The organism is Pseudomonas syringae CC1557 (assembly GCF_000452705.1).
Taxonomy (GTDB): domain Bacteria; phylum Pseudomonadota; class Gammaproteobacteria; order Pseudomonadales; family Pseudomonadaceae; genus Aquipseudomonas; species Aquipseudomonas syringae_F.
The window spans coordinates 3395544-3416875 of record NZ_CP007014.1 but is presented as its reverse complement, the minus strand read 5'-3'; the positions used below and the strand labels follow the sequence as shown (position 1 = coordinate 3416875).

At 60.7% G+C, this 21332-nt stretch carries 21 protein-coding genes; 8 read left to right on the top strand and 13 right to left on the bottom strand.

Going from position 1 to position 21332, the window contains the following annotated elements; translation table 11 throughout:
* Positions 1-370: 370 nt before the first annotated feature.
* The 4 genes from N018_RS15015 to N018_RS15000 are packed head-to-tail and all read left to right on the top strand — an operon-like array spanning position 371 to position 5252.
* Positions 371-1051 (top strand): (2Fe-2S)-binding protein, encoded by a 681-nt coding sequence (locus N018_RS15015; protein ID WP_025390109.1) that lies wholly within the window; start codon positions 371-373, stop codon positions 1049-1051.
* A complete protein-coding gene (locus N018_RS15010; protein WP_025390108.1) occupies positions 1051-2034 on the top strand; it encodes an FAD binding domain-containing protein in 984 nt (327 codons plus the stop codon). The genes N018_RS15015 and N018_RS15010 overlap by 1 nt, the downstream gene beginning before the upstream one ends.
* A gap of 9 nt (positions 2035-2043) precedes the next feature.
* Positions 2044-4260: a xanthine dehydrogenase family protein molybdopterin-binding subunit gene (locus tag N018_RS15005; protein WP_025390107.1), complete on the top strand. Its 2217-nt coding sequence runs from the start codon at positions 2044-2046 to the stop codon at positions 4258-4260.
* Positions 4261-4262: 2 nt separating this feature from the next.
* Positions 4263-5252: an XdhC family protein gene (locus N018_RS15000; protein WP_024644525.1), complete on the top strand. Its 990-nt coding sequence runs from the start codon at positions 4263-4265 to the stop codon at positions 5250-5252.
* On the opposite strand, the gene N018_RS14995 is transcribed toward N018_RS15000, so the two are convergent.
* Positions 5212-5835 carry a nucleotidyltransferase family protein gene (locus N018_RS14995; RefSeq protein WP_025390106.1) on the bottom strand — a complete coding sequence of 208 codons (624 nt, stop codon included), beginning with the start codon at positions 5833-5835 and terminating at the stop codon, positions 5212-5214. The genes N018_RS15000 and N018_RS14995 overlap by 41 nt on opposite strands.
* A 127-nt stretch (positions 5836-5962) precedes the next feature.
* Here N018_RS14995 and N018_RS14990 point away from each other — a divergent pair, with 127 nt between their 5' ends.
* Positions 5963-6547, top strand: coding sequence for a flavin reductase family protein (locus N018_RS14990; protein WP_025390105.1), 585 nt, complete (start codon positions 5963-5965; stop codon positions 6545-6547).
* A gap of 137 nt (positions 6548-6684) precedes the next feature.
* On the opposite strand, the gene N018_RS14985 is transcribed toward N018_RS14990, so the two are convergent.
* A complete protein-coding gene (locus N018_RS14985) occupies positions 6685-8076 on the bottom strand; it encodes an aldehyde dehydrogenase family protein (RefSeq protein ID WP_025390104.1) in 1392 nt (463 codons plus the stop codon).
* A gap of 101 nt (positions 8077-8177) precedes the next feature.
* Here N018_RS14985 and ptrR point away from each other — a divergent pair, with 101 nt between their 5' ends.
* On the top strand, positions 8178-9065 hold the full coding sequence (gene ptrR, locus N018_RS14980; RefSeq protein WP_025390103.1) for a putrescine utilization regulator PtrR: 888 nt from the start codon (positions 8178-8180) through the stop codon (positions 9063-9065).
* On the opposite strand, the gene N018_RS14975 is transcribed toward ptrR, so the two are convergent.
* Positions 9062-10156 carry a tartrate dehydrogenase gene (locus tag N018_RS14975; RefSeq protein WP_025390102.1) on the bottom strand — a complete coding sequence of 365 codons (1095 nt, stop codon included), beginning with the start codon at positions 10154-10156 and terminating at the stop codon, positions 9062-9064. The genes ptrR and N018_RS14975 overlap by 4 nt on opposite strands.
* 110 nt (positions 10157-10266) lie before the next feature.
* Between N018_RS14975 and N018_RS14970 the strand changes: the two genes are divergently transcribed.
* Complete coding sequence (locus N018_RS14970; RefSeq protein ID WP_025390101.1) at positions 10267-11172, top strand: LysR substrate-binding domain-containing protein; 906 nt, start codon at positions 10267-10269, stop codon at positions 11170-11172.
* Between the two features lie 6 nt (positions 11173-11178).
* Here N018_RS14970 and N018_RS14965 read toward each other — a convergent pair whose 3' ends face one another.
* The 5 genes from N018_RS14965 to ribBA all read right to left on the bottom strand — a co-directional run bounded on the left by N018_RS14965 (position 11179) and on the right by ribBA (position 16497).
* Positions 11179-12333, bottom strand: coding sequence for an ABC transporter ATP-binding protein (locus N018_RS14965; protein WP_025390100.1), 1155 nt, complete (start codon positions 12331-12333; stop codon positions 11179-11181).
* On the bottom strand, positions 12330-13145 hold the full coding sequence (locus tag N018_RS14960) for an ABC transporter permease (RefSeq protein WP_024644517.1): 816 nt from the start codon (positions 13143-13145) through the stop codon (positions 12330-12332). The genes N018_RS14965 and N018_RS14960 overlap by 4 nt, the downstream gene beginning before the upstream one ends.
* 6 nt (positions 13146-13151) lie before the next feature.
* On the bottom strand, positions 13152-14108 hold the full coding sequence (locus N018_RS14955; protein ID WP_024644516.1) for an ABC transporter permease: 957 nt from the start codon (positions 14106-14108) through the stop codon (positions 13152-13154).
* On the bottom strand, positions 14093-15118 hold the full coding sequence (locus N018_RS14950) for an ABC transporter substrate-binding protein (protein WP_025390099.1): 1026 nt from the start codon (positions 15116-15118) through the stop codon (positions 14093-14095). Before N018_RS14950 ends, N018_RS14955 begins: the two co-directional genes overlap by 16 nt.
* A 269-nt stretch (positions 15119-15387) precedes the next feature.
* Positions 15388-16497, bottom strand: a complete 1110-nt coding sequence (gene ribBA, locus N018_RS14945) for a bifunctional 3,4-dihydroxy-2-butanone-4-phosphate synthase/GTP cyclohydrolase II (protein ID WP_024644514.1) — start codon at positions 16495-16497, stop codon at positions 15388-15390.
* A gap of 94 nt (positions 16498-16591) precedes the next feature.
* On the opposite strand from ribBA, the gene N018_RS14940 reads away from it, so the two are divergent.
* Positions 16592-16882, top strand: a complete 291-nt coding sequence (locus tag N018_RS14940) for a DUF1330 domain-containing protein (protein WP_024644513.1) — start codon at positions 16592-16594, stop codon at positions 16880-16882.
* A 71-nt stretch (positions 16883-16953) separates the two neighbouring features.
* On the opposite strand, the gene N018_RS14935 is transcribed toward N018_RS14940, so the two are convergent.
* The 5 genes from N018_RS14935 to N018_RS14915 form a co-directional block, all read right to left on the bottom strand.
* A complete protein-coding gene (locus N018_RS14935; RefSeq protein WP_024644512.1) occupies positions 16954-17517 on the bottom strand; it encodes an NUDIX hydrolase in 564 nt (187 codons plus the stop codon).
* A 1-nt stretch (position 17518) separates the two neighbouring features.
* The gene (locus N018_RS14930; RefSeq protein WP_024644511.1) at positions 17519-18271 is read right to left on the bottom strand and encodes a GntR family transcriptional regulator; all 753 of its coding nucleotides are present in this window, start codon (positions 18269-18271) and stop codon (positions 17519-17521) included.
* Between the two features lie 205 nt (positions 18272-18476).
* Positions 18477-18962 carry a flavin reductase family protein gene (locus N018_RS14925; RefSeq protein WP_024644510.1) on the bottom strand — a complete coding sequence of 162 codons (486 nt, stop codon included), beginning with the start codon at positions 18960-18962 and terminating at the stop codon, positions 18477-18479.
* Between the two features lie 13 nt (positions 18963-18975).
* Positions 18976-20457 carry an aldehyde dehydrogenase gene (locus tag N018_RS14920; RefSeq protein ID WP_024644509.1) on the bottom strand — a complete coding sequence of 494 codons (1482 nt, stop codon included), beginning with the start codon at positions 20455-20457 and terminating at the stop codon, positions 18976-18978.
* Positions 20454-21302: an alpha/beta fold hydrolase gene (locus tag N018_RS14915; RefSeq protein WP_025390098.1), complete on the bottom strand. Its 849-nt coding sequence runs from the start codon at positions 21300-21302 to the stop codon at positions 20454-20456. Before N018_RS14915 ends, N018_RS14920 begins: the two co-directional genes overlap by 4 nt.
* Positions 21303-21332: the final 30 nt, after the last annotated feature.

The following is a 21332-nucleotide window of genomic DNA, read 5'->3' as shown; positions in this document are numbered from 1 at the left end:
GATCCGTGCATGCCTGTTCGCGCTGTTCCATATCGCCTGCTGACCCGAACGTTTCGCTTCTTGTCATCCATTAATGAGTAATTTTCACGACCGCTAGCTGATCTGGCCGGCTAATCAGTGCTTTGACCAACTGTTAGGGTCAACAGGTCTTCGTGCGCTGTGCCCGCAACCTCCGGAAACAGACGCCGGTCAATGAGTTGGAACTTTAACGGCGCAGACCAGTTAAACACTTATGCCGGTGATAGCGTTTTGGCTCTCATGACCGATGAAAAATAACAGGTCAGTGAGCAGGAGCACGCCCGGAACGCTGACCTAAAACAACACCCGTCGCTTGCTTGATAGCAGCGTCGGCTATTACCGAGTGATCCTGATGACTGAACCTGAAAAGCACAAGGAACCTGCTGTCGACAGCAGTGCCGTGCAGCCTTCGCGTCGCAACTTTCTGAAGTTCGGCGCGTCGGGTATCGCGGCTGCCACATTGTCCACCTGGATACCCTCCGACGGCCTGTTGCAAGCAGCACCCGCAGCCGCAGTCGCTCCAGTGATTGAAGACAGTGATGCACCTGCGGCTGGCGAACATCGTATCCAGCTCAAGGTCAACGGCCAGGTTCATACCCTGAACGTGCCCGCCAATGCCGTGCTGCTCGACGTGTTACGTGACCGCCTGCAACTGACCGGCACCAAGAAAGGCTGCGACCATGGCCAGTGCGGCGCGTGCACGTTGCTGGTCAACGGGGTGGCGATCAATTCCTGTCTGTCCATCGCGGTACAGCATCAGGGCGACAGCATCACCACCATCGAAGGGCTGGCCGAAAACGGCAAGCTGCATCCGGTTCAGGAAGCCTTCTGGGAACACGACGCCTACCAGTGCGGTTATTGCACCTCTGGGCAGATCATGAGCGCCGTCGCGATTCTCAAGGACCCGAACATTCCCTCGGATGACGCCAGTGTGCGAGAAGCCATGAGCGGCAACATTTGCCGCTGTGGTGCCTACAAGAACATTCTCTCGGCCGTGCAGTCGGCGCGTTCGAAAATGGGGGGAGCCGTCTGATGCGAACTTTCGATTACGCGCGGGCTGCTTCGCCCGCACAGGCGGTTACGTCGGCGTCGGGTCAGGGCCAGCGTTTTTACCTGGCAGGTGGCACCACGTTGCTCGATCTGGTCAAACTCGATGTGATGCAGCCCGAGCAGTTGGTGGACATCAACCACCTGGCGCTGAAACAGGTCGAGTCGCTGCCTGACGGGCGTCTGCGCATCGGCGCATTGGTCAGCAACACCGACCTGGCCAGCCATCCGCTGGTGCAGCAGCGTTACCCGGTGCTGTCCGAAGCGCTGCTTGCCGGAGCGTCGACCCAGTTGCGCAACAAGGCGACCACGGCCGGTAACCTCATGCAGCGTGTGCGCTGCCCGTATTTTCGCGACAACGTATCAGCGTGCAACAAGCGCCAGCCAGGTTCGGGTTGCGCAGCCATCGGCGGGCTGAATCGCAGCGTGCATGCGGTGCTTGGCACCAGCGATCATTGCATTGCAACGCACCCGTCGGACATGTGTGTCGGCATGGCAGCGATCGGTGCCCAGGTCACGGTTCAGAGTGCCAGCGGCACACGGGATATTCCGTTTGCCGATTTTCATCTGCTGCCCGGTGACACACCGCAGCGCGAACATGCCCTCGCACCTCACGAACTGATCACTCATGTGACCCTGGATGCGCCGCTGTCAGGCGCTCGTTCGTCGTATCTGAAGCTGCGTGACCGCACCTCCTACCAGTTCGCCCTGGCCTCCAGTGCGGTCATTCTGGTCATGGATGGCAAGCGCATCACCGATGCACGTATCGCGCTGGGCGGTGTGGGCACCAAGCCGTGGCGCGCCGTCGAAGCTGAACGGGCGCTGATCGGCCAGCGTGCCGACATGAGCACCTTCGCCAGGGTCGCAGAACTGGCGATGAAGGGCTCGCGCGCCTACGAACACAACGCCTTCAAGATCCCGCTGGGTCAGCAGGTCATCGTCCGCAATCTTCGTGACCTCACGGCCTAGGAATTTCTCATGAGCGAAAACATTATCGGCACGCCGCAGCGTCGTATCGACGGCGGCAAGAAAGTCAGTGGCGAAGCGCGCTACGCCGCAGACCATCCCATGGGCAAAATGCTCTATGCCTACGGCGTTTACAGCACCATTGGCAACGGCCGTGTGGCGGCGATCAACGACCAGCAGGCGAAAGCCATGCCTGGCGTGATCGAGATTTTTCATCATGGCAACTTCCCCGCGCTGCACCGCACCCCCACTACCAAACTGAGCTTTGCCAAGATGCTCTCGGCGAGCAAGGCCGACGAGCACCGACTGCCGTTTGAGGATGACCGGGTTTACTACCCCGGTCAGTTCGTCGCGCTGGTGGTCGCCGAAAGTTTCGAACAGGCGAGGGCGGCTGCTCATCGCGTGACGGTCGATTACGAACAGCGTCCGGCGGTCAAGGATCTGCAGGAAGGCATGCGCGTCAATGGCGTCCGTGACGGCGGTGCGGGCCATAACCGTGGCAACCCGGACAGCGCGTTTCAGAGCGCCAAGACGCAGATCGACCAGACTTACACCACGCCGGTTGAGGTGCATAACCCGATGGAAATGCACGCCAGCACCGCGTGGTGGCAGGACGGCAAGCTGTTCGTTTACGAGAGCACTCAGGGCGTGGTCAACCATCGCAACCTGCTGGCCAACGTGTTCGACCTGTCGCCTGATCGCGTGGAAGTGCGAGCGCCGTTCATTGGCTCTGGTTTTGGCGGCAAGCTATGGCCGTGGCCGCACTCTGTGGCGGCCTGCGCTGCCGCTCAAGTCACCGGTCGGCCGGTGCAACTGGTGCTGCCGCGTGCGCAGATGTTCACCACCGTGGGCCACCGCCCGGAAACCCGTCAGCGCCTGCGTCTGGCCACCGATGCCAGTGGCAAGCTGGTGTCGATCCGGCATGAGTCGCTCAACAACACCTCGATGCTTGATGACTACACCGAGAACTGCGGCGGCGTGACCAAAAGCCTGTATTCCTGCGACAACGTGCTGGTCAGCCACAAGATCAGCTCGATCAACCGCGGTACGCCCACATCCATGCGCGCACCGGGCGCGGCACCGGGCCTGTTTGCGCTGGAGTCGGCCATCGACGAAATGGCCTTGGCCAGTGGCCTCGACCCGCTGGCGTTTCGCAAGCTGAACCTGTCTGACATGGATCAGAGCATGGGCTTGCCGTGGTCGAGCAACCACTTGCCGGAAGCGATCGACAAGGCCGCCGAACGTTTCGGCTGGCAGGCGCGCAAGGCTGAAGTAGGGTCGATGCGTGAAGGTGATGAAATCATCGGTTACGGCATGGGGGCGTGCAACTGGGAGGCCTATCAGGTGCCGACCGATGCGCGGGTCATTCTGCGTTCCGACGGCACTGCACTGGCTCAATGTGGCTTGCAGGACATCGGCACCGGAACCTACACCATCGTCGCGCAGACTGTCAGCCAGTTGACCGGCATTCCGATTGAGCGTGTCGAAGTGGAGCTGGGCAGTTCATCCTTTCCGGCTGGCCCGGTTTCGGGTGGTTCCTGGGTCACCGCCAGCGTCATGCCGGCGATTGCCGGTGCTACGCGTGAAGCGCTGCAGAAGCTGCGCCAGTACGCCGTCAGCAAGGACGCGATATTCGCCGGGCAGGACGCCGAGTCGATCAAGGTCGAAAACGGTCAACTGGTGCTCGGCGAGCAACGCGCCAGTTTTGTCGACGTGCTCAAGGGGCAGCGCCTGTCGCGTGCCGAAGGCAACTTCCAGAGCGGCATGCCTGAAGCCGGCAAGTATTCATTCCGGTCGTTCGGCGTGCATTTTGTTGAGGTGCGCTGGGATCCGGGCATTTCCAGCCTGCGGGTTGCGCGGGTGGTCAGCGCCATTGACGTGGGCAAGGTGGTCAACCCGTTGGCCGCGCGCAATCAGGTAGAAGGCGCGATTGTCATGGGCATCGGCATGGCGCTGTTCGAGGCCGCCGAGTACGACCCGCGCACGGGCATGCCGGTGAATAACAACTACGCCGAGTACGTGGTGCCGGTGCATGCCGATCAGCCGGACATCGATGTCCTGTTGCTCGATTACCCGGATTACAACCTTGGCGAGTTCGGCGCGCGTGGCATTGGCGAGATCGGTGTGACCGGGCTGGCCGCGGCAGTGGCCAATGCGGTCTACCACGCGACGGGCAAGCGTGTGCGTAGCCTGCCGATCACCAAGGAAAAACTGATGGCAGGGTTGTAACAATGAAACAACTCGATTTGCAGGTGGTACAGCAGGCACGTGACTGGCTGGCAAGTGGCAAGCCAGTCTGGCTGTGTACGGTGCTTTCGACGTTCGGCTCAGCTCCGCGCGGGCCGGGTGCAATGCTGGTGGCGCTGAACAGTGGCGAGCATCGCGGTTCGTTGTCTGGCGGCTGCGTGGAAGAAGATTTTCTCGAACGCGTCGCTGCCGGGCAGTTTCAGCCGGTCAATCAGGTGGTTCGCTACGGGGATGGCGGCTTTGCGCCAACCCGGGCTTTGCCGTGCGGTGGTGTGCTGGATGTGTTGATCGAGTTCATTGCGCCGAGTCCTGAAGCTGATGCGCATCTGGCGGCCATCGAGCAGGCGCTGGCCGGACGTGAGCTGGTCAGCAGAGAGGTGCAATTGGGCGGTGTACAGAGAGACGTCGGGCCTGCCTCACTGGGTGAGGCGCGGGTACAGATCAACGACGAACGCATCAGCGTGCGGATGGGCGCGGTCTATCGCGTGCTGCTTGCCGGACTCTCGCCCGTCGCCGAATTCTGCGCCAGTTTTGCCGTGGCCATGGGTTACGAAGTGATCATCTGTGATCCGCGTACCGAAGTCACTGCGGGGTTCTCGATGCCGGGCGTCGAAGTACGCGGGGTCCTGCCGGCCGTGTTCATTGCTGAAGGCGGCTGTCACAGTTCGACGGCGGTGCTGGCGTTGACTCATGATCCGAAACTGGATGACCTGAGCATGCTGGAAGCCGTGCGCACCGAGGCGTTTTATATCGGTGCAATGGGCTCGATGCGCACCAGCAGCAAGCGTATCGAGCGCCTGGCGCGGATTGGCGGGCTGGGTGCCGAGGCGCTGGAGCGCATTCACGCGCCGATCGGCTTGAACCTCGGCAGCAAGACACCTGCGGAAATTGCGATTGCAGTGATGGCCGATATCCTGCGGGTCGCCAACGGTGTCAGTCGCAGCGATCTGCAAGGTGTTGCTGGCAGGCCATAGCCAGCGTCGAACGTGTGTCTGCATCGAGCAGGATACCCGGGTCGTCACAGTCCATTACATCGCAAAGGTCGGGGTTATGGGCGATCAGGGCCTTGGCGCCCTGATCACCTTCGAGTTTCAGCAGCTCCGGCCAGAACCGGCGTCCGATGATCACCGGATGGCCGCGCTGGCCTTCATGCATCGGCAGGGCAATACGCTGCGGGTCAGCGAGCATCAACAGATTGCGCAAGGTCTGCGGCTGTATCCACGGCATGTCTGCGAGCAGTATTGCCACTGCATCAGATGACGAGTTCACCACGGCGGCGATTCCGCTGGCCAGACTGTGGCCCATGCCCAGGCCGGCGTGTTCGCTGCGGATGACCGTAATCTCTGCGGGAATACCGAGTGCTTCGCGGTCATCGTCCGTACGCAGTATCACCGCCACCTGAGTGAATGCTTTTCTGGCGTTGTCGAGACTTGCCGTCAGCAAGGTCCGTCCGCAGGGCAGCAGCGCCTGGCGTTTATCGCCATCAAAACGTTTGCTGCTGCCTGCCGCCAGGATCAGGGCGAACACTTTGGAGTTGTGGCTGTCTATGCTGGTCAATCCGATGCCTCAAGAGTGGGTGAACGGATGCTTGCAACCGCGCGACTCAGTGCGGCTGGCGCACGCAGAATGCCTTATTTCGCTGCTCTGTCGGTAGCGGTACGAATCATGTTTCCGAGGGTTTCAAGTGGACAATCACATTCGTCCTGTCGAGCTGGAAAAAGCCTACCGCTTGCTTAACCACGGGCCGACCGTGCTGGTGTCATCCAGTCACGAGGGCACGCATAACGTCATGGCTGCGGCCTGGGCCTGTGCGCTGGACTTCTCGCCGCCCAAGGTGACGCTGGTGATCGACAAGATGACCAAGACCCGCGGGCTGGTCGAGAAGAGCGGATACTTTGCGCTGCAAGTGCCCAATCTGGATCAATTGCAGATGACCTTCGACGTCGGCACCCAGAGCAGGGTCTTCACCCCGGACAAGCTCGACAAGGCCAACGTCGACCTGTTCCGCATCGACGGTCACGACTCGCCGCTGGTGGTCGGATGCTCGGCGTGGCTGATCTGCAAGGTCATTCCCGAGCCGCACAATCAACAGACTTACGATCTGTTCATTGGCGAAGTAGTGGGCGCCTGGGCCGATACCCGTGTCTTCAACGACGGGCACTGGGAGTTCGAAAAAGCCGACCCGAAATGGCGTAGCCTGCACTATGTTGCTGGCGGGCACTTCTACACCATTGGCGAGCCGGCGGTCGTGGAAACCGGCGACGACTGATCACGTCGCGCCACGTATGAAAAACGGACGCAGAGCGTCCAGAAAGGCGTGCCCACGCGGGGTGGGCACGATAGCGTACTTTCGGGCACCTCTCGTTCCTCACGCATGGGCACGATAAGTGTTCTCCCTCGGATACTTCAGTGACGATCCCGCCACACGGTCTGGGCGTTGCAGAACTCGCGTACGCCAAAGTGTGAAAGCTCTCGGCCAAAACCGCTTTTCTTCACGCCGCCGAAGCTCACGCGCGGGTCTGAGGCGCTGTAGCCGTTGATGAACACGCCGCCGGTCTCCAGCTCTTCGGTCATTCGCTCTGCCAGCGCCAGATCGCGGGTGTACACCGTCGCGGTCAGGCCGAATTCGCTGTCGTTGGCCAGTTGCAAGGCATGCTGCGCGTCGCGGGCGGTGATGATCGAAGCCACCGGGCCGAACAGTTCCTGGCGGAACGAGGTCATCTGGTCGGTGACATCGCCCAGCACAGTGGGCTCATAGTAATTGCCCTGGCCATCCGCCTTGTTGCCGCCCAGTAACAGGGTTGCGCCTTCAGCCAGCGTGTCCTGCACCTGCGCATCAAGCTCGTCGCGCAGATCAAAGCGCGCCATCGGCCCGATGTAGGTCTCTCTGGACAGGGGATCACCCACCACCAGCTGGCGCGTCTGCTCGACGAACCGACGGGTAAACTCTTCAACCACGCCTTGCTCAATGATCAAGCGCTTGGCCGCCGCACACACCTGCCCAGTGTTCTGGAACCGGCCAATCACTGCAGCCTTCACGGCTTGATCAAGGTCGGCGTCATTGAGCACGATGAACGGGTCAGAGCCGCCCAGTTCCAGCACACATTTTTTCAGCGCCGCCCCGGCCTGAGCACCGATCGCCTGACCGGCCCGCACGCTACCGGTCAGCGTCACGGCCGCAATGCGTGGGTCAGCGATGGCTCTCGAAACACCTTCTGGTAGCACATTGAGCACTTCGAACACGCCTTGTGGAAAACCCGCTTGCTGGAACGCATGACGCAATAGATAAGCACAGCCCATCACGTTGGGCGCATGCTTGAGTACATAGGTATTGCCAGCCAGCAAGGTCGGAATCGCACCACGCAGCACCTGCCAGATCGGGAAGTTCCACGGCATCACCGCGAGAATCGGACCCAGCGGACGGTATTCGATGCGCGCCTTGTCGTGCTCGACCTGAGTCGCTTCGGCAACCAGCATCGCCGGGCCGTGCGCCGCGTACCAATCGCACAGCTGCGCGCATTTCTCGACCTCGCCCTTGGCCTGTGTAACTGGCTTGCCCATTTCCTGGCTGATCATCCGGGCAATGTTGTCAGCGTCGTCGCGCAGGGCTTTGCCCATGGCGACGATCAACTGCGCACGTTCCTGCACCGGCTTGCGCTTCCAGCCCGCAAACCCGGCTGCTGCACGCGAAAGTAGACTGTCCTGCGCCGCTTCTGATTCGAACGGATAGTGGCCGATCTGTTCGCCGGTCGCCGGGTTGATCGAGATTGCGTGGGTGTTGCTGTTGACAGTGGTCATTGCGCCATCCTGTTGAGGTGGGAGTGAGACCAGCATATCGGCGTGCTATGCTTTCGAAAACTGAATAATAATGATCATATTGTTCACGTATGGAGAAAAGCATGGATCTGGTCCAGCTGGAGATTTTCAAGGCCGTCGCCGAGCATGGCAGCATCAGTGCAGCCGCACAGCAGATTCATCGCGTGCCCTCGAACCTGACCACGCGGATCAAGCAGCTTGAACAAGACCTCGGCGTGGACCTGTTCATCCGCGAAAAGCATCGCTTGCGCCTGTCGCCCGCCGGCTGGAATTTTCTCGATTACACTCGGCGGATTCTGGATCTGGTACAGGAGGCGCGCTCTGCTGTTTCCGGGGAAGAGCCGCAAGGGCCGTTTTCGCTGGGGTCACTGGAAAGCACCGCAGCCGTGCGTATCCCGGCATTGCTTGCTGCCTACAACCAGCAAAACGCCAAGGTCGAACTGGACCTCTCGACCGGACCGTCCGGCACCATGATCGACGGGGTTCTGGCCGGACGACTGGTTGCGGCATTCGTTGACGGGCCGGTGCTGCACCCCTCTCTGGAAGGCGTGCCGGTATTCGAAGAGGAGATGGTGATTATTGCGCCGCTCAATCACACCCCGGTCAAGCGTGGACGTGATGTCAGTGGTGAAAGTATCTATGCGTTTCGTGCCAACTGCTCGTACCGGCACCACTTCGAACGCTGGTTCAGCGACGATGCGGCAGTGCCGGGCAAGATCCATGAGATGGAGTCTTACCACGGCATGCTGGCGTGTGTCAGCGCCGGTGCCGGGCTGGCGCTGATGCCGCGCAGCATGCTCGAAAGCATGCCTGGCTGCACCACGGTCAGTATCTGGCCACTCTCCGAGCAGTTTCGTTATCTGCACACCTGGCTGATCTGGCGCCGGGGCACGGTGTCGCGCAGCCTGACTCGCTTCGTGGAGTTGCTCGAACAGCGGGGCGCGCCAGCCAAGGTCGAGTCAACCGCTTAGCAGGCTGCGCCAAGCCGCTTGGCGATTGCCGCACCCACCTGCTGAGTCGAAAGTGTACCGCCCAGATCCGGCGTGACCTCGCCGCTGGCGATCACCTGTTCGATAGCGGTGATGATTTCGTCATGCGCCGTCGTGAAGCGCTCATCGCCTTGACCCAGGAATTCCAGCATCAGCGCGCCTGACCAGATCATCGCGATCGGGTTGGCGATGTTCTGGCCGAAGATGTCCGGGGCCGAGCCATGCACCGGTTCGAACAGCGACGGGAAATTGCGCTCCGGGTTGAGGTTGGCTGACGGTGCGATGCCAATGGTGCCAGCGCACGCCGGGCCGAGGTCGCTGAGGATGTCACCGAACAGGTTGGACGCCACCACCACGTCGAAGCGCTCGGGTTGCAACACGAAGCGTGCGCAGAGAATGTCGATGTGCTGTTTGTCCCAACTGATGTCCGGGTACTGGCTGGCCATCGCCTCGGTGCGTTTGTCCCAGTAGGGCATGCTGATGGCCATGCCGTTGGACTTGGTCGCCGAGGTGACGTGCTTGCGCTCGCGGTTGCTGGCCATTTCGAAGGCGAATTTGAGGATGCGATCGACACCGCGACGGGTGAATACCGACTCCTGCAAGACGAACTCGTTTTCGGTGTTCTCGAACATGATCCCGCCGAGTGACGAGTATTCACCTTCGGTATTTTCCCGCACCACGATGAAGTCGATATCGCCCGGTTTGCGATTGGCGAGCGGGCAGGGCACGCCGGGGAACAGTCGCACCGGGCGGATGTTGGCGTACTGGTCGAACTCGCGACGAAACTTGAGCAACGAGCCCCACAGGGAAATGTGGTCGGGTACTTTGTCCGGCCAGCCCACGGCACCGAAGAAAATCGAATCGAAGCCTTTTAACTGTTCGAACCAGTCGTCCGGCATCATCTTGCCGTGCGCCAGGTAGTAATCGCAGCTGGCCCATTCGAAGTACTCGAATTCCAGCTCCAGCCCGTGTTTTGCGGCAACCGCCTGGACCACCTTGACACCTTCAGGCAGGACTTCAAGGCCGATGCCGTCTCCGGCAATCGCAGCAATGCGCAGTTTCTTGTTGTTCATGGTCAGCACTCCAGGCGAAAGACTTGCGATGAATTTTTGCGAGTGACTGATGTTATAAGCGCACGGTATAAAGATAATCAGTCGATTAATGGATTGAGAAAACACGAACCGTGAACTATCCGAATCTGGATGACCTGAATGTGTTCATTCACGTTGCGCGGCGCTCCAGTTTCGTGGGGGCTGCCAATGAGTTGGGCATGTCCGCCGCGTATGTCAGCAAGCGCGTCAAGCTGCTGGAGCAGAACATGGGCGTGGTATTGCTGCACCGTTCCACCCGGCAAGTATCGATTACCGAAGACGGCGAGCGCGTCTACGAATGGGCCAAGGGCATTCTTGAATCCGTGCAGCAGATGGGCGATGAAGTTGCGGCGTTGCACGGCGAGCCGAGCGGCCTGTTGCGGGTGGTCAGTAGTCAGGGTTTCGGCCGCCGCTTTGTGGCGCCTGCCTTGTCGGAGCTGGCAGCGCGCTACCCGAAGCTGGACATACGGCTGGATATTCAGGACCGGCTGGTGGACCTGATCGAGGAGGGCGTGGATCTGGATATTCGCGTTGGCAACGAAATCGCGCCGCATCTGCGTGCCCGGCATCTGGTCCGCAACTGGCGGGTACTGTGCGCGAGCCCGGAGTATCTGCAGCAGCACGGCACGCCCGTCAGCCTTGGCGAACTGGCGAATCACGATTGCCTGGTCATCAAGGAGCGCGACCGGCCGTTCGGCATCTGGCATCTGCACGGGCCGCAGGGCGCAGAAACGGTGAAGGTCACCGGCAGCCTGTCGACCAACCATGGCGAAATCGCCCGCCAGTGGTGTCTGGACGGGCGAGGACTGTTATTGCGCTCGCTATGGGATGTACGCAGCGAGCTGGCTGAAGGTCGGCTGGTTCAGGTCATGCCCGAATATCGGCAGGATGCGGATATCTGGGCCGTGCACACATCACCGCTGATGAGCTCGGCGAAGATTCGCGTCACTGTGGCGTTTCTGCGCGATTACTTCGCCTTGCACCATGCGCCTGTCTGAGCACCGTCAGTGCGCGCCTGCTGCCTTGTTCAGGTCGGTGTCTGTCCATTCGGTGTAGATGCAGGCATCGGCGGCGGCCCAGCGCACACGCACCGGATCACCGGCCTGGAGCGGCATGCCGGTGGCCGACAGCGCTTTGACGGTCATTGCCGTGCCACCGGTGGTCACCACCGAGCAGGTCTGGCTTTCCCCCAGAAACAGTACCTCGGTGACGTTCGCGCTGACCTCATTCCAGCCGGCTTCGAGCGGCGTTGCGGCCGCTTGGGAAACGCTCAATGCCTGAGCCTTTTCCGGACGCACCATCAGCAACACGTCCTGATCGGTCTTGAGCCCCGAGGTCAGGCGAATCGCCAGCGAGTTGCCTTCAAACGTCGCCACGGCATTGCCCTGAGCCTTGAGCCTGAGGAAATTCGAGTTGCCGAGAAATGAGGCGACAAAGGCATTCGGCGGGTTCTGATACAGATCGTATCCGCTGCCCAGACCGACAATCTTGCCGTGGCTGAAAATCGCAATGCGCTGTGACAGGCGCATGGCTTCTTCCTGATCATGGGTCACGTAGACAATGGTAATGCCCAGCCTGCGGTGCAACTGACGCAGTTCGTCCTGCAGGTCTTCACGCAGTTTTTTATCCAGCGCGCCGAGTGGCTCGTCCATCAGCAGGATGCGCGGCTCGTAGACCAGCGCTCTGGCAATGGCGACCCGTTGTTGCTGGCCGCCGGACAGTTGCGAAGGGCGGCGGTGAGCGAACTCTTCCAGCTGGACCAGCTTGAGCATCGCATCGACCTTCCTTTCACGCTCGGCAGCAGGCAGCTTGCGGATGGCCAGCGGGAAGGCAATGTTGTCGCGCACCGACAGGTGCGGAAACAGCGAATAGCGCTGGAAGACCATGCCGATGTCACGCTTGTGCGGCGGTACATTCACCAGCGATTTGCCGCCCACCAGAATCTCGCCTGAGCTGGGTGTTTCGAACCCGGCCAGCATCGACAGCGTGGTGCTTTTGCCCGAGCCGCTGGAGCCCAGAAAGGTCAGAAACTCGCCGTCCTGGATATCCAGGGAAATGTCGTCGACGGCAGCGAAGTTGCCGTAATGCTTGTTCAGGTTGCACAGCGCGACCAGCGGTTTCTGCTGTGGGCGGGCGGGGTCTTTGATCACGGCACTCATGAAATACTCCTGGCTTCGTTACGCCGACGCAGGGTCGCAGCGATGAACATGATCACCACCGACAGCGCGATCAGCAGCGTTGAGGCGACCGCGATGACGGGCGTCAGGTCCTGACGCAGCGTGGTCCACATTTTCACGGGAAGGGTTTGCAGGGTCGGGCTGGCCATCATCACGCTCAGCACCACTTCGTCCCACGACACCAGAAACGCAAACAGCGCGCCGGCCATCATGCCTGGCCGGATGCCGGGGAAGGTCACCTTGCGGATCGCCTGCAAACGCGATGCGCCGCAGATCACTGCGGCATCTTCGATGGACTGATCGAACAGCTTCAGCGAATTAATGATCGAGATGATGGTGAACGGCAGGGCGACAATCACATGGCTGACGACGAAGGAAAACAGCGTTCCGGTGTAGCCGAGCTTGAGGAACAGCGCGTAAACCGCCACCGCGATGATCACCAGTGGCACGATCATCGGCAATGTGAACACGCCATACAGAATGTCGCGCCCCGGAAACCGCCCGCGCACCAGCGCAAAGGCGGTCGGCAGGCCCAGCGCTACCGAGGCAATGGTCGTCAGGACTGCAACCTTGAGGCTGGACATCGCTGCGGCCATCCAGTCCGGATTGGAGAAGAACTGCTGATACCACTTCAACGTCCAGCCGGGCGGTGGAAACACCAGCCATTGCGATGAGCCGAACGACAGCAGGATGATGAACAGGATCGGCAGCAGCAGAAACAGTGCGATCAGCGCGGTGGTCAGGTACAGGCCCGTGCGCAGACCGGGGCTCATGGCATTGGGTGTCAGGAGCATGGCGGCTTACCTCGCGTTACTGGCACCGACCGGAGATTCCGGCTGGAGCTTCAGGTAGAAGTAGAACAGCACCAGCGTGATCAGAACCAGCAACGCGGCGGCGGCACTGGCCAGACCCCAGTTGAGGAACGACTGCACCTGCTGGACGATGAATTCGGGCAGCATCATGTTCTGTGCGCCACCCAGCAACGCGGGTGTGACGTAATAGCCGAGCGACATGACAAACACCATCAGGCCACCGGAAAACAGCCCCGGACGGCACAGCGGCAGAAATACCCGGAAAAAATTGGTCCATGGGCTCGCGCCGCAGATCGAACCGGCCTGCAACACCATCGGGTCGATGGCCTGCATGGTCGCCTGCAACGGCAGAACAATGAACGGAATCATGATGTAGCTCATGCCGATCACCACGCCGGTCAGGTTGTGCACCATCTCCAGCGGCTGATCAATGATGCCCATGCCCATCAGCGCCTTGTTGATGACGCCCGAAGCCTGCAGCAGTACCAGCCACGAATAGGTGCGGGCCAGCAGGCTGGTCCACATCGACAGCAGTACGATGTTGAGGATCCAGCGCCCCCAGCCGCGTGGCACCAGAGTGATGACCCACGCCAGCGGGAAGCCCAGCAGCAGGCTGAACAGCGTGACCAACCCGGCGACCGAGAAGGTGTTCAGCAATACCCTGGAATAGGCCGAGTTGGCGAACAGCTGCTCGTAATTACCCAGGCCGGGCACCGGTTCAAGTACGCCGCGCAGCAGCAGGCCGATCAATGGCGCGAAGAAAAACAGGCCCAGGAACAACAGCGCCGGAAGCAGGTTGCGACTGCCACGCCAGCGCTGCGCGAGAGAAGGGGATGGCTGCATGCTCGTAGCCTTGTGGCAGGCCGCACCGGCAGTGCTTGACGCACCACCGGCCGGGTTGGATTGACGAGGGACGACAGCGGTCATTTTCACTTGACCAGCCATTCGTTCCACCGTGTCGCAATGTCGGCACCGTTCTTGGCCCAGTAGGCGAAGTCGAGCGTGATCTGGTCGGCGACGTGCGCAGTCGGCAGATTGGGCGCCAGTGTCTCGTCCAGACGAGCGATGCTTTGGGTATTGACCGGCGCGTAGGCACTGAGGTTGGAGAAGTCTGCCTGACCTTTGGCACTGGTCGCATTGGCGATGAACTTCATCGCAGCGTCCTTGTTTTTTGCGCCCTTGGGCACGACCAGAAAATCAGCCATGACCAGGTTCTGCTTCCAGCTCACACCCACCGGCGCGCCATCCTGTTGCAGGGCGTAGACCCGGCCGTTCCACATCTGGCCCATCGACACTTCGCCGGAGGCAAGCAGCTGCTGCGATTGCGCACCGCCGCCCCACCAGACGATGTCTTTCTTGATGGTGTCGAGCTTCTTGAAGGCGCGATCGAGGTCCAGCGGATAGAGCTTGTCGGGTGCTACGCCGTCGGCCAGCAGCGCCAGTTCGAGTACGCCGGGGCTTGGCCATTTGTAAAGGGCGCGCTTGCCGGGGTAGGTCTTGGTGTCAAACATGGCGGACCAGTCGGCAGGAGGCTTGGCGCCTACCTTGCTCTCGTTGAAACCGAGCACAAAGGAGAAGAAGAAGGAGCCTGCGCCATGGTCGGTCACAAAGCGTTTGTCGATCTCGTCGCGTTTGATGGTGTTGAAGTCCAGGGGCTCCAGCAGGCCCTCGCTGGCGGCGCGCAGGGCGAAATCGGCTTCGACGTCGACCACGTCCCACTGCACGTTGCCGCTTTCGACCATGGCCTTGAGTTTGCCGTAGTCGGTCGGGCCGTCCTGCACCACCGTAATGCCGCTGGCCTTGCTGAATGGCGCTGCCCAGGCTTCTTTCTGGAAGTCCTGAGTGGAGCCGCCCCAGCTGACGAAATTGACGCTGTCAGCGGCGCTGGCGGCGGCACTCGATAAAGCCAGCACGCCAGCCGCCAGGACTGCCATTGCACGTTTGTTCAACACCATGTTCACGCCCTCATTTGTTGTGTTTTTGAGCGGGCTTTGTCGCCCGCTTAATCGGGAGCAGTAGGTCCAATGGGCCTTGAAACTTGAAACGGTCAGGCGCTTTTATTGATGCTGTCCCTAGGCGGGTGTACCTGACAAAGCAGTCGGTTGATGGAATGTCATATTATGGTATTCCAAACTTTCTGCAAGCATTTTGCCCCTGCAAAATGCCTTCATTCGATGCTTTCTCATCCTTGAAAGCCAATGAGTAAAGGCGGTTTTCCTCAGCGTCAGCCGGGAAACGGAATGCTTTCAATCACTTCCAGATCGTAGCCCGTCAGACCGGCGTACTTCAGCGGCGGACCGAGATGACGAAGTTTGCCGACGCCCAGGTCCTGCAGAATCTGCGCACCGGTGCCAACTTCGGAATAGATGCGTGATTGCGAGCGTGTGTATTGCCGAGGTGGCTGGGTGAGTTGCGGAATACGCGCCAGCAGGGCTTGAGACGATTCATGATTGGCCAGCACCACGACCACACCGCGACCTTCTTCGGCGACCCGTTGCAGCGCAGCCCAAAGGGTCCAGTTGGCCGGCCCTGTGTATTCGGCACCGACCAGATCACGCAGTGGATCGACCACGTGTACACGCACGAGTGTGGCATCCTCACGACGGATATCACCCATCACCATTGCCATGTGCACTCCGCCTTCGATGCGGTCTTCGTAGCTGAACAGGCGAAAAGTGCCGTGTACCGTGGGCAACTCGCGCTCACCGATTCTGACGATGGTGTGTTCGGTGCTGAGCCGGTAGTGAATCAGGTCCGCGATAGTACCGATGCGGATGCCGTGTTTTTCCGCAAACCTTTCCAGGTCAGGCCGTCGCGCCATGCTGCCGTCGTCATTCATGACTTCGACGATCACCGAGGCGGGCGTTAAACCGGCCAGGCGGGCGAGGTCGCAGCCTGCTTCGGTGTGACCCGCGCGGGTCAGCACGCCGCCGTCCCGCGCACGCAAGGGGAAGATATGACCCGGCTGCACCAGATCTTCGGGAACCGCCGCCGGATTGACTGCCGCCTGCACGGTGCGGGCGCGATCTGCGGCGCTGATACCGGTGGTCACCCCGGTGGTGGCCTCGATGGATACGGTGAAGGCGGTGGCGAATACACTGCCGTTGCTCGGCACCATCTGCTCCAGGCCAAGGCGCTGGCAATGCTCGTCGGTCAGTGTCAGGCAGATCAGCCCGCGCGCCTCGCGGGCCATGAAACTGATCGCTTGCGCCGAACAACAATCGGCGGCGAGCAAGAGGTCACCTTCGTTTTCCCGGTCTTCATCGTCGACCAGCAAGACCATTTTGCCCTGGCGGTAGTCTTCAATGATGTCTTCAATGCGATCAAATGCCATGCTCATGACCCCAGTGCTATGAAAAGATAAATCTTGGTATACCATAAGACAGAATATTTCACAGATTCCCCACCAATGAAACAGTGAGATCACGATGAAGGCTTATTGGATTGCGCACGTCGATGTGACCGACCCCCAGCAGTACAGCGAATACACCCAGCGTGCACCCGCTGCATTCAGTCTGTTTGGCGGCAAATTCCTGGCGCGGGGCGGCCGGTCCGAAGCCATGGAAGGCCGGACAACGCCGCAACGCACGGTCATTATCGAGTTTGAATCCTATGCACAGGCCGTCGCCTGCTACCACTCGCCTGAGTACCAGAACGCCATGAGCCACCGGCAAGGCGCGTCAAAGGCCGAAATTGTGATAGTTGAAGGGCAGCCGTAAGCTCAGAGCTTCAAGCTGCAAGCCAGAAGCAAAATCAAGCACTCCGCGGACTGCTTCACTTGCTGCTGCCCTTACCTGATAAAATGGATCTTGCCGGTGTCGTCGTTGCCGATATAAATACCGTAGACACCTGCCTGGCGTTCTTCGATGTAGCGCTCCAGGATCTGGCGGATGGCGGGGTAGTAGATGCTGTCCCACGGGATGTCTTCAGGGGCGAAGAATCGGTAGTCCAGGGTCTCCGGGCCGAACTGGCCGGTGACTTCCAGGGCGATGGCGCGGAAGACGATGTACACCTCGCTGATCTGCGGCACGCTGAAGATCGAGTAGGGCGAGAGAATCTCGGCGCGCACGCCGCTTTCTTCCCACACTTCGCGTAGCGCTGCCTGCTCGGTGGTCTCGCCGCTTTCCATGAAACCGGCCGGTAACGTCCAAGTGCCGGGGCGTGGCGGGATGGCACGCTGGCAGAGCAGGTACTTGCCGTCTTGCTCGATGATGCAGCCAGCGATGATCTTCGGGTTCACGTAATGAACGTACTGACAGCCGCTACAGATCAACCGCGCATGGGTGTCACCCGACGGCACGCGCTGCACCAGGTCCGCGCCACCGCATTGAGGACAGAAGCGCGGTGTGACCATATCAACGACCTATACGGGGTTCTTTGAGGGCCACCGGGGCAACGATATCGCGGACTTTCGCGTCGTCGTCCTGTTTGGATTTCAGGTATTCCAGTGCCACCCTGGCGGCGTTGCGAACATGGTCGACCGAGGCCTGATGCGCCGCCACCGGGTCACCGCTCTTGATGGCTTCGACGATCAGTTCCATTTCCTTGTTGCTGGCGTCACGGCGGTTTTCCTGGGAAACCGAGGTCGCGCGCAGGTAGCTGATGCGTGCCTGCAACTGACGCAGTTGGGTCGCGGCAACATGATTGCCCGAGCCTTCCAGCAGCACATCATAGAAACCCTGCACCGAGTCGATCACCTGCTGCAACTCGCCTTCCCTGAGCGATTGGCGATTCTCTTCCAGGGCCTTTTCCAGCGCCCGAATATCCTTGGGTTTGGCGCGCAGGGTGAACAGCTGGACGATCAGGCCCTCCAGCACACAGCGCAGCTCGTAGATATCACACGCATCGGCGAGGGTAATGATGGCGACACGCGGACCTTTGGCGTCAGCGAATTCCACCAGACCTTCAGACTCCAGATGGCGCAACGCCTCGCGCACCGAGGTGCGACTGACCCCCAGACGATCACACAGATCCCGCTCGACCAGCCGGTCCCCCGGTAGCAACTGGAAGTTCATGATTGCGCTGCGCAGTTTGTCCAGCACGATCTCCCGCAGCGTGATCGGGTTGCGATTGACCTTGAAGTTGTCGTCGAGTGGCAGGCGTTTCATCGGGTTTGCTCGGTATTGGGCTGTCAATGTAAGGGGGCTGGCGATGTGAAAAACACGACGGTAGACATGACTGTAGCCAAAGCCTCGCTCATGTCGCCAGCCCGCGAACCACGCGGGCTGCTGCATGCCCCGCAGGTTTGCATCCGGGGCGCGGCCGAGTTTATCACGCCGGCGCCTGCAACCACCAAAACCGCCTGCCGCAGCCTCAGACGATCGGCGCGAGCGCACCCATCTTGCCGCGGTGATAGATCATCGGCGTCACAGGAGTTGCAGGCAGAATCAGATTTTTTACGGCGCCGACGATGATCGCGTGATCACCTCCATCGTATTCACGCCACAACTCGCATTCGATGATGGCGGTGGCCTTGTCCAGGAGCGGGTTGCCCAGCTCGCTCAGCTGCCACTCGATGCCTTTGGTCTTGTCTTTGCCCTTGCTGGCGAACGCGTAGGCCTCGACCTGCTGATCGGCAGACAGCAGGTGAATCGCAAACTTTTTGCTGTCGCGCAGCACCGGGTAGGTGTCGGACGCGTAATTGGGGCAGAACAGCACCAATGCCGGGTCGATGGACAGCGCACTGAACGCACTGGCGGTGATACCGACCAGATTGCCCTCGGGGTCCAGCGTGGTGACAATCGTGACGCCCGAAGGGAATGACGCCATCACTTCTTTGTAGATACTCGGTTCAATCATCGCAGCGGCCTCGTTAACGCATGACAAATGGATCAGGCATGGGCGCCTGCGAAAGGTTGATCCACACCGTTTTCAGTTCGGTGTAGGCCAGCACAGAGTCTATCCCGCTCTCGCGACCGTAGCCGCTGTTTTTAAAACCGCCGATAGGCGCCATGGCCGATACCGCACGATACGTGTTGACCCAGATGATCCCTGAGCGGATGTCGCGGGCCAGCCGGTGGGCACGGCCCAGGTCGCGGGTCCAGATACCGGCAGCAAGGCCGAACTGGGAGTCGTTGGCGATGGCCAGCGCTTCGGCTTCGTCCTTGAAACGAATCACCGATGCGACCGGACCGAAGACTTCTTCCTGCATGATCTTCATTGAGTTGTGATCGCACTCGAATAGCGTAGGTTCATAGAACCAGCCCTTACTGTCCAGTTCAGGACGTTTGCCACCCAGACGCAGGCGTGCGCCTTCAGCCAGCGCGTCGGCCACCAGACCCTCGACCACCGCCAGTTGCTGGGCGGTGGCCATCGGGCCCATTTCAGTGGCTTCATCCTGAGGATTGCCGATGCGGATCCGGCTGGCGCGTTCGGCCAGGCGTTCGACGAACTCGTCGTAGATTTCATCCTGCACCAGCAATCGCGAGCCGGACACACAGCTCTGCCCTGACGCGGCATAGATGCCCGCAACGGCGCCATTGATGGCGCTGTCGAGGTCGGCGTCGGCAAAAATGATATTCGGCGACTTGCCGCCCAGTTCAAGCGACAGTTTGGCGAAGTTTTCCGCGCTGCTGCGCACTACATGCCGCGCCGTGGCAGCGCCGCCGGTGAAGGCAATCTTGCGCACCAGTGGATGACGGGTCAGGGCTGCGCCGGTAGTGGGGCCGTAACCGGTGATGACATTGACCACGCCGGGCGGTATTCCAGCCTCCAGTGCCAGGCGTGCCAGCTCCAGAACAGTCGCCGAGGCATGCTCCGAAGGCTTGAGCACAATGGTATTCCCGGCGGCCAGCGCGGGAGCCAGTTTGATGGCGGTCAGGTACAGCGGGCTGTTCCAGGGAATGATCCCGGCCACCACGCCCATAGGCTCGTGAACGGTGTAGGCAAACAGGTCCGGCTTGTCGAGGGGCAGGGTGCCGCCTTCGAGTTTGTCAGCCAGCCCGGCGGTGTAGTGAAAAAACTCTGGCAGATAGCTGACCTGGCCGCGGGTTTCGCGAATCAGCTTGCCGTTGTCGCGGCTCTCCAGTTGTGCCAATTGCTCCTTGTTCTCGGCGATCAGGTCGCCCAGCTTGCGCAGCAGTTTGCCGCGTGCGGTGGCAGTCAGGCCCCGCCACGCCGGGCTTTCGAAGGCTTTTTGCGCGGCCTGCACGGCGCGCTCGACATCGGCTTCATCGGCGTCAGGCAGTTGCGCCCACGGCTCGGCCAGCGCCGGATTCATGCTCTCGAAGGTGTTGCCGGACAGCGCGTCGACCCACTGGCCGTCGATGCACATCTGGAAGCGGGTAAGGCTCATGCAACGGTCCCCTTTATCGAATGGTGGGCGGACGCCGATTTTTCCAGGCCGATCTTTTCAAAGAACGCCGTTAACACCTGATTGACCAGGCGCGGCGATTCCACCGGCATCATATGACGCTGATCGGGCAATATGGCGACTTCGGCCCCGCGGATGCGCAGCGCCAGTTCGCGGGCCATTTCCGGGGTTGATCCGGGGTCCAGCTCACCGGTGACGACCAGCGTGGGCACACGAATATCACCCAGATCGTCGGCGCGGTACATGTCCTGAGTAGCGAATAACTTGTACGCGGTCAGGTAACCCTGCGGGTCATTGCTGGCCAGGTTTTGCCGGATGGCCGCGATCTGCGCCGGGTTGGCCGCCTGATATTCGCGGCTGAACCAGCGCGACAGTGCTTCGCCCGCGTTGGCATCCGGGCCATGCTCGGCGGCCTGGCTTGTGCGTGCGATAACACCGGCGCGCTGTTCCGGGCTGCGGTTGAACACGCTGTTGAGAATGATCAACCCAGACAGGTGCTGGGGGAATTGCAGGGCGAATGCGCGTGCAACCAGGCCTCCCATCGAGAAACCGATGACGGTCGCCTTCGCCAGACCGAGGTGTTCCAGCAGCTCGCGCAATTGCTCGGCATACCCCGGCAGGCCGGTGTCCGGGTCGGGGCGCTGGCTGGCACCATGGCCGAGCATGTCATAGGCAATGACTTGATAATGCGCCGCCAGACCAACGATCTGGCCGCCCCACATTTCTTTATTCAAGCCCACCCCGTGAATTAACACCACGGGGTGACCTTGGCCGGTAGCCAGATAGCTGGTACCCGCCGGGGTGCGTTCAGCGGTGAGCTGAATCATGGATCGCTCCTGCGCATAAGTGGATAGGGA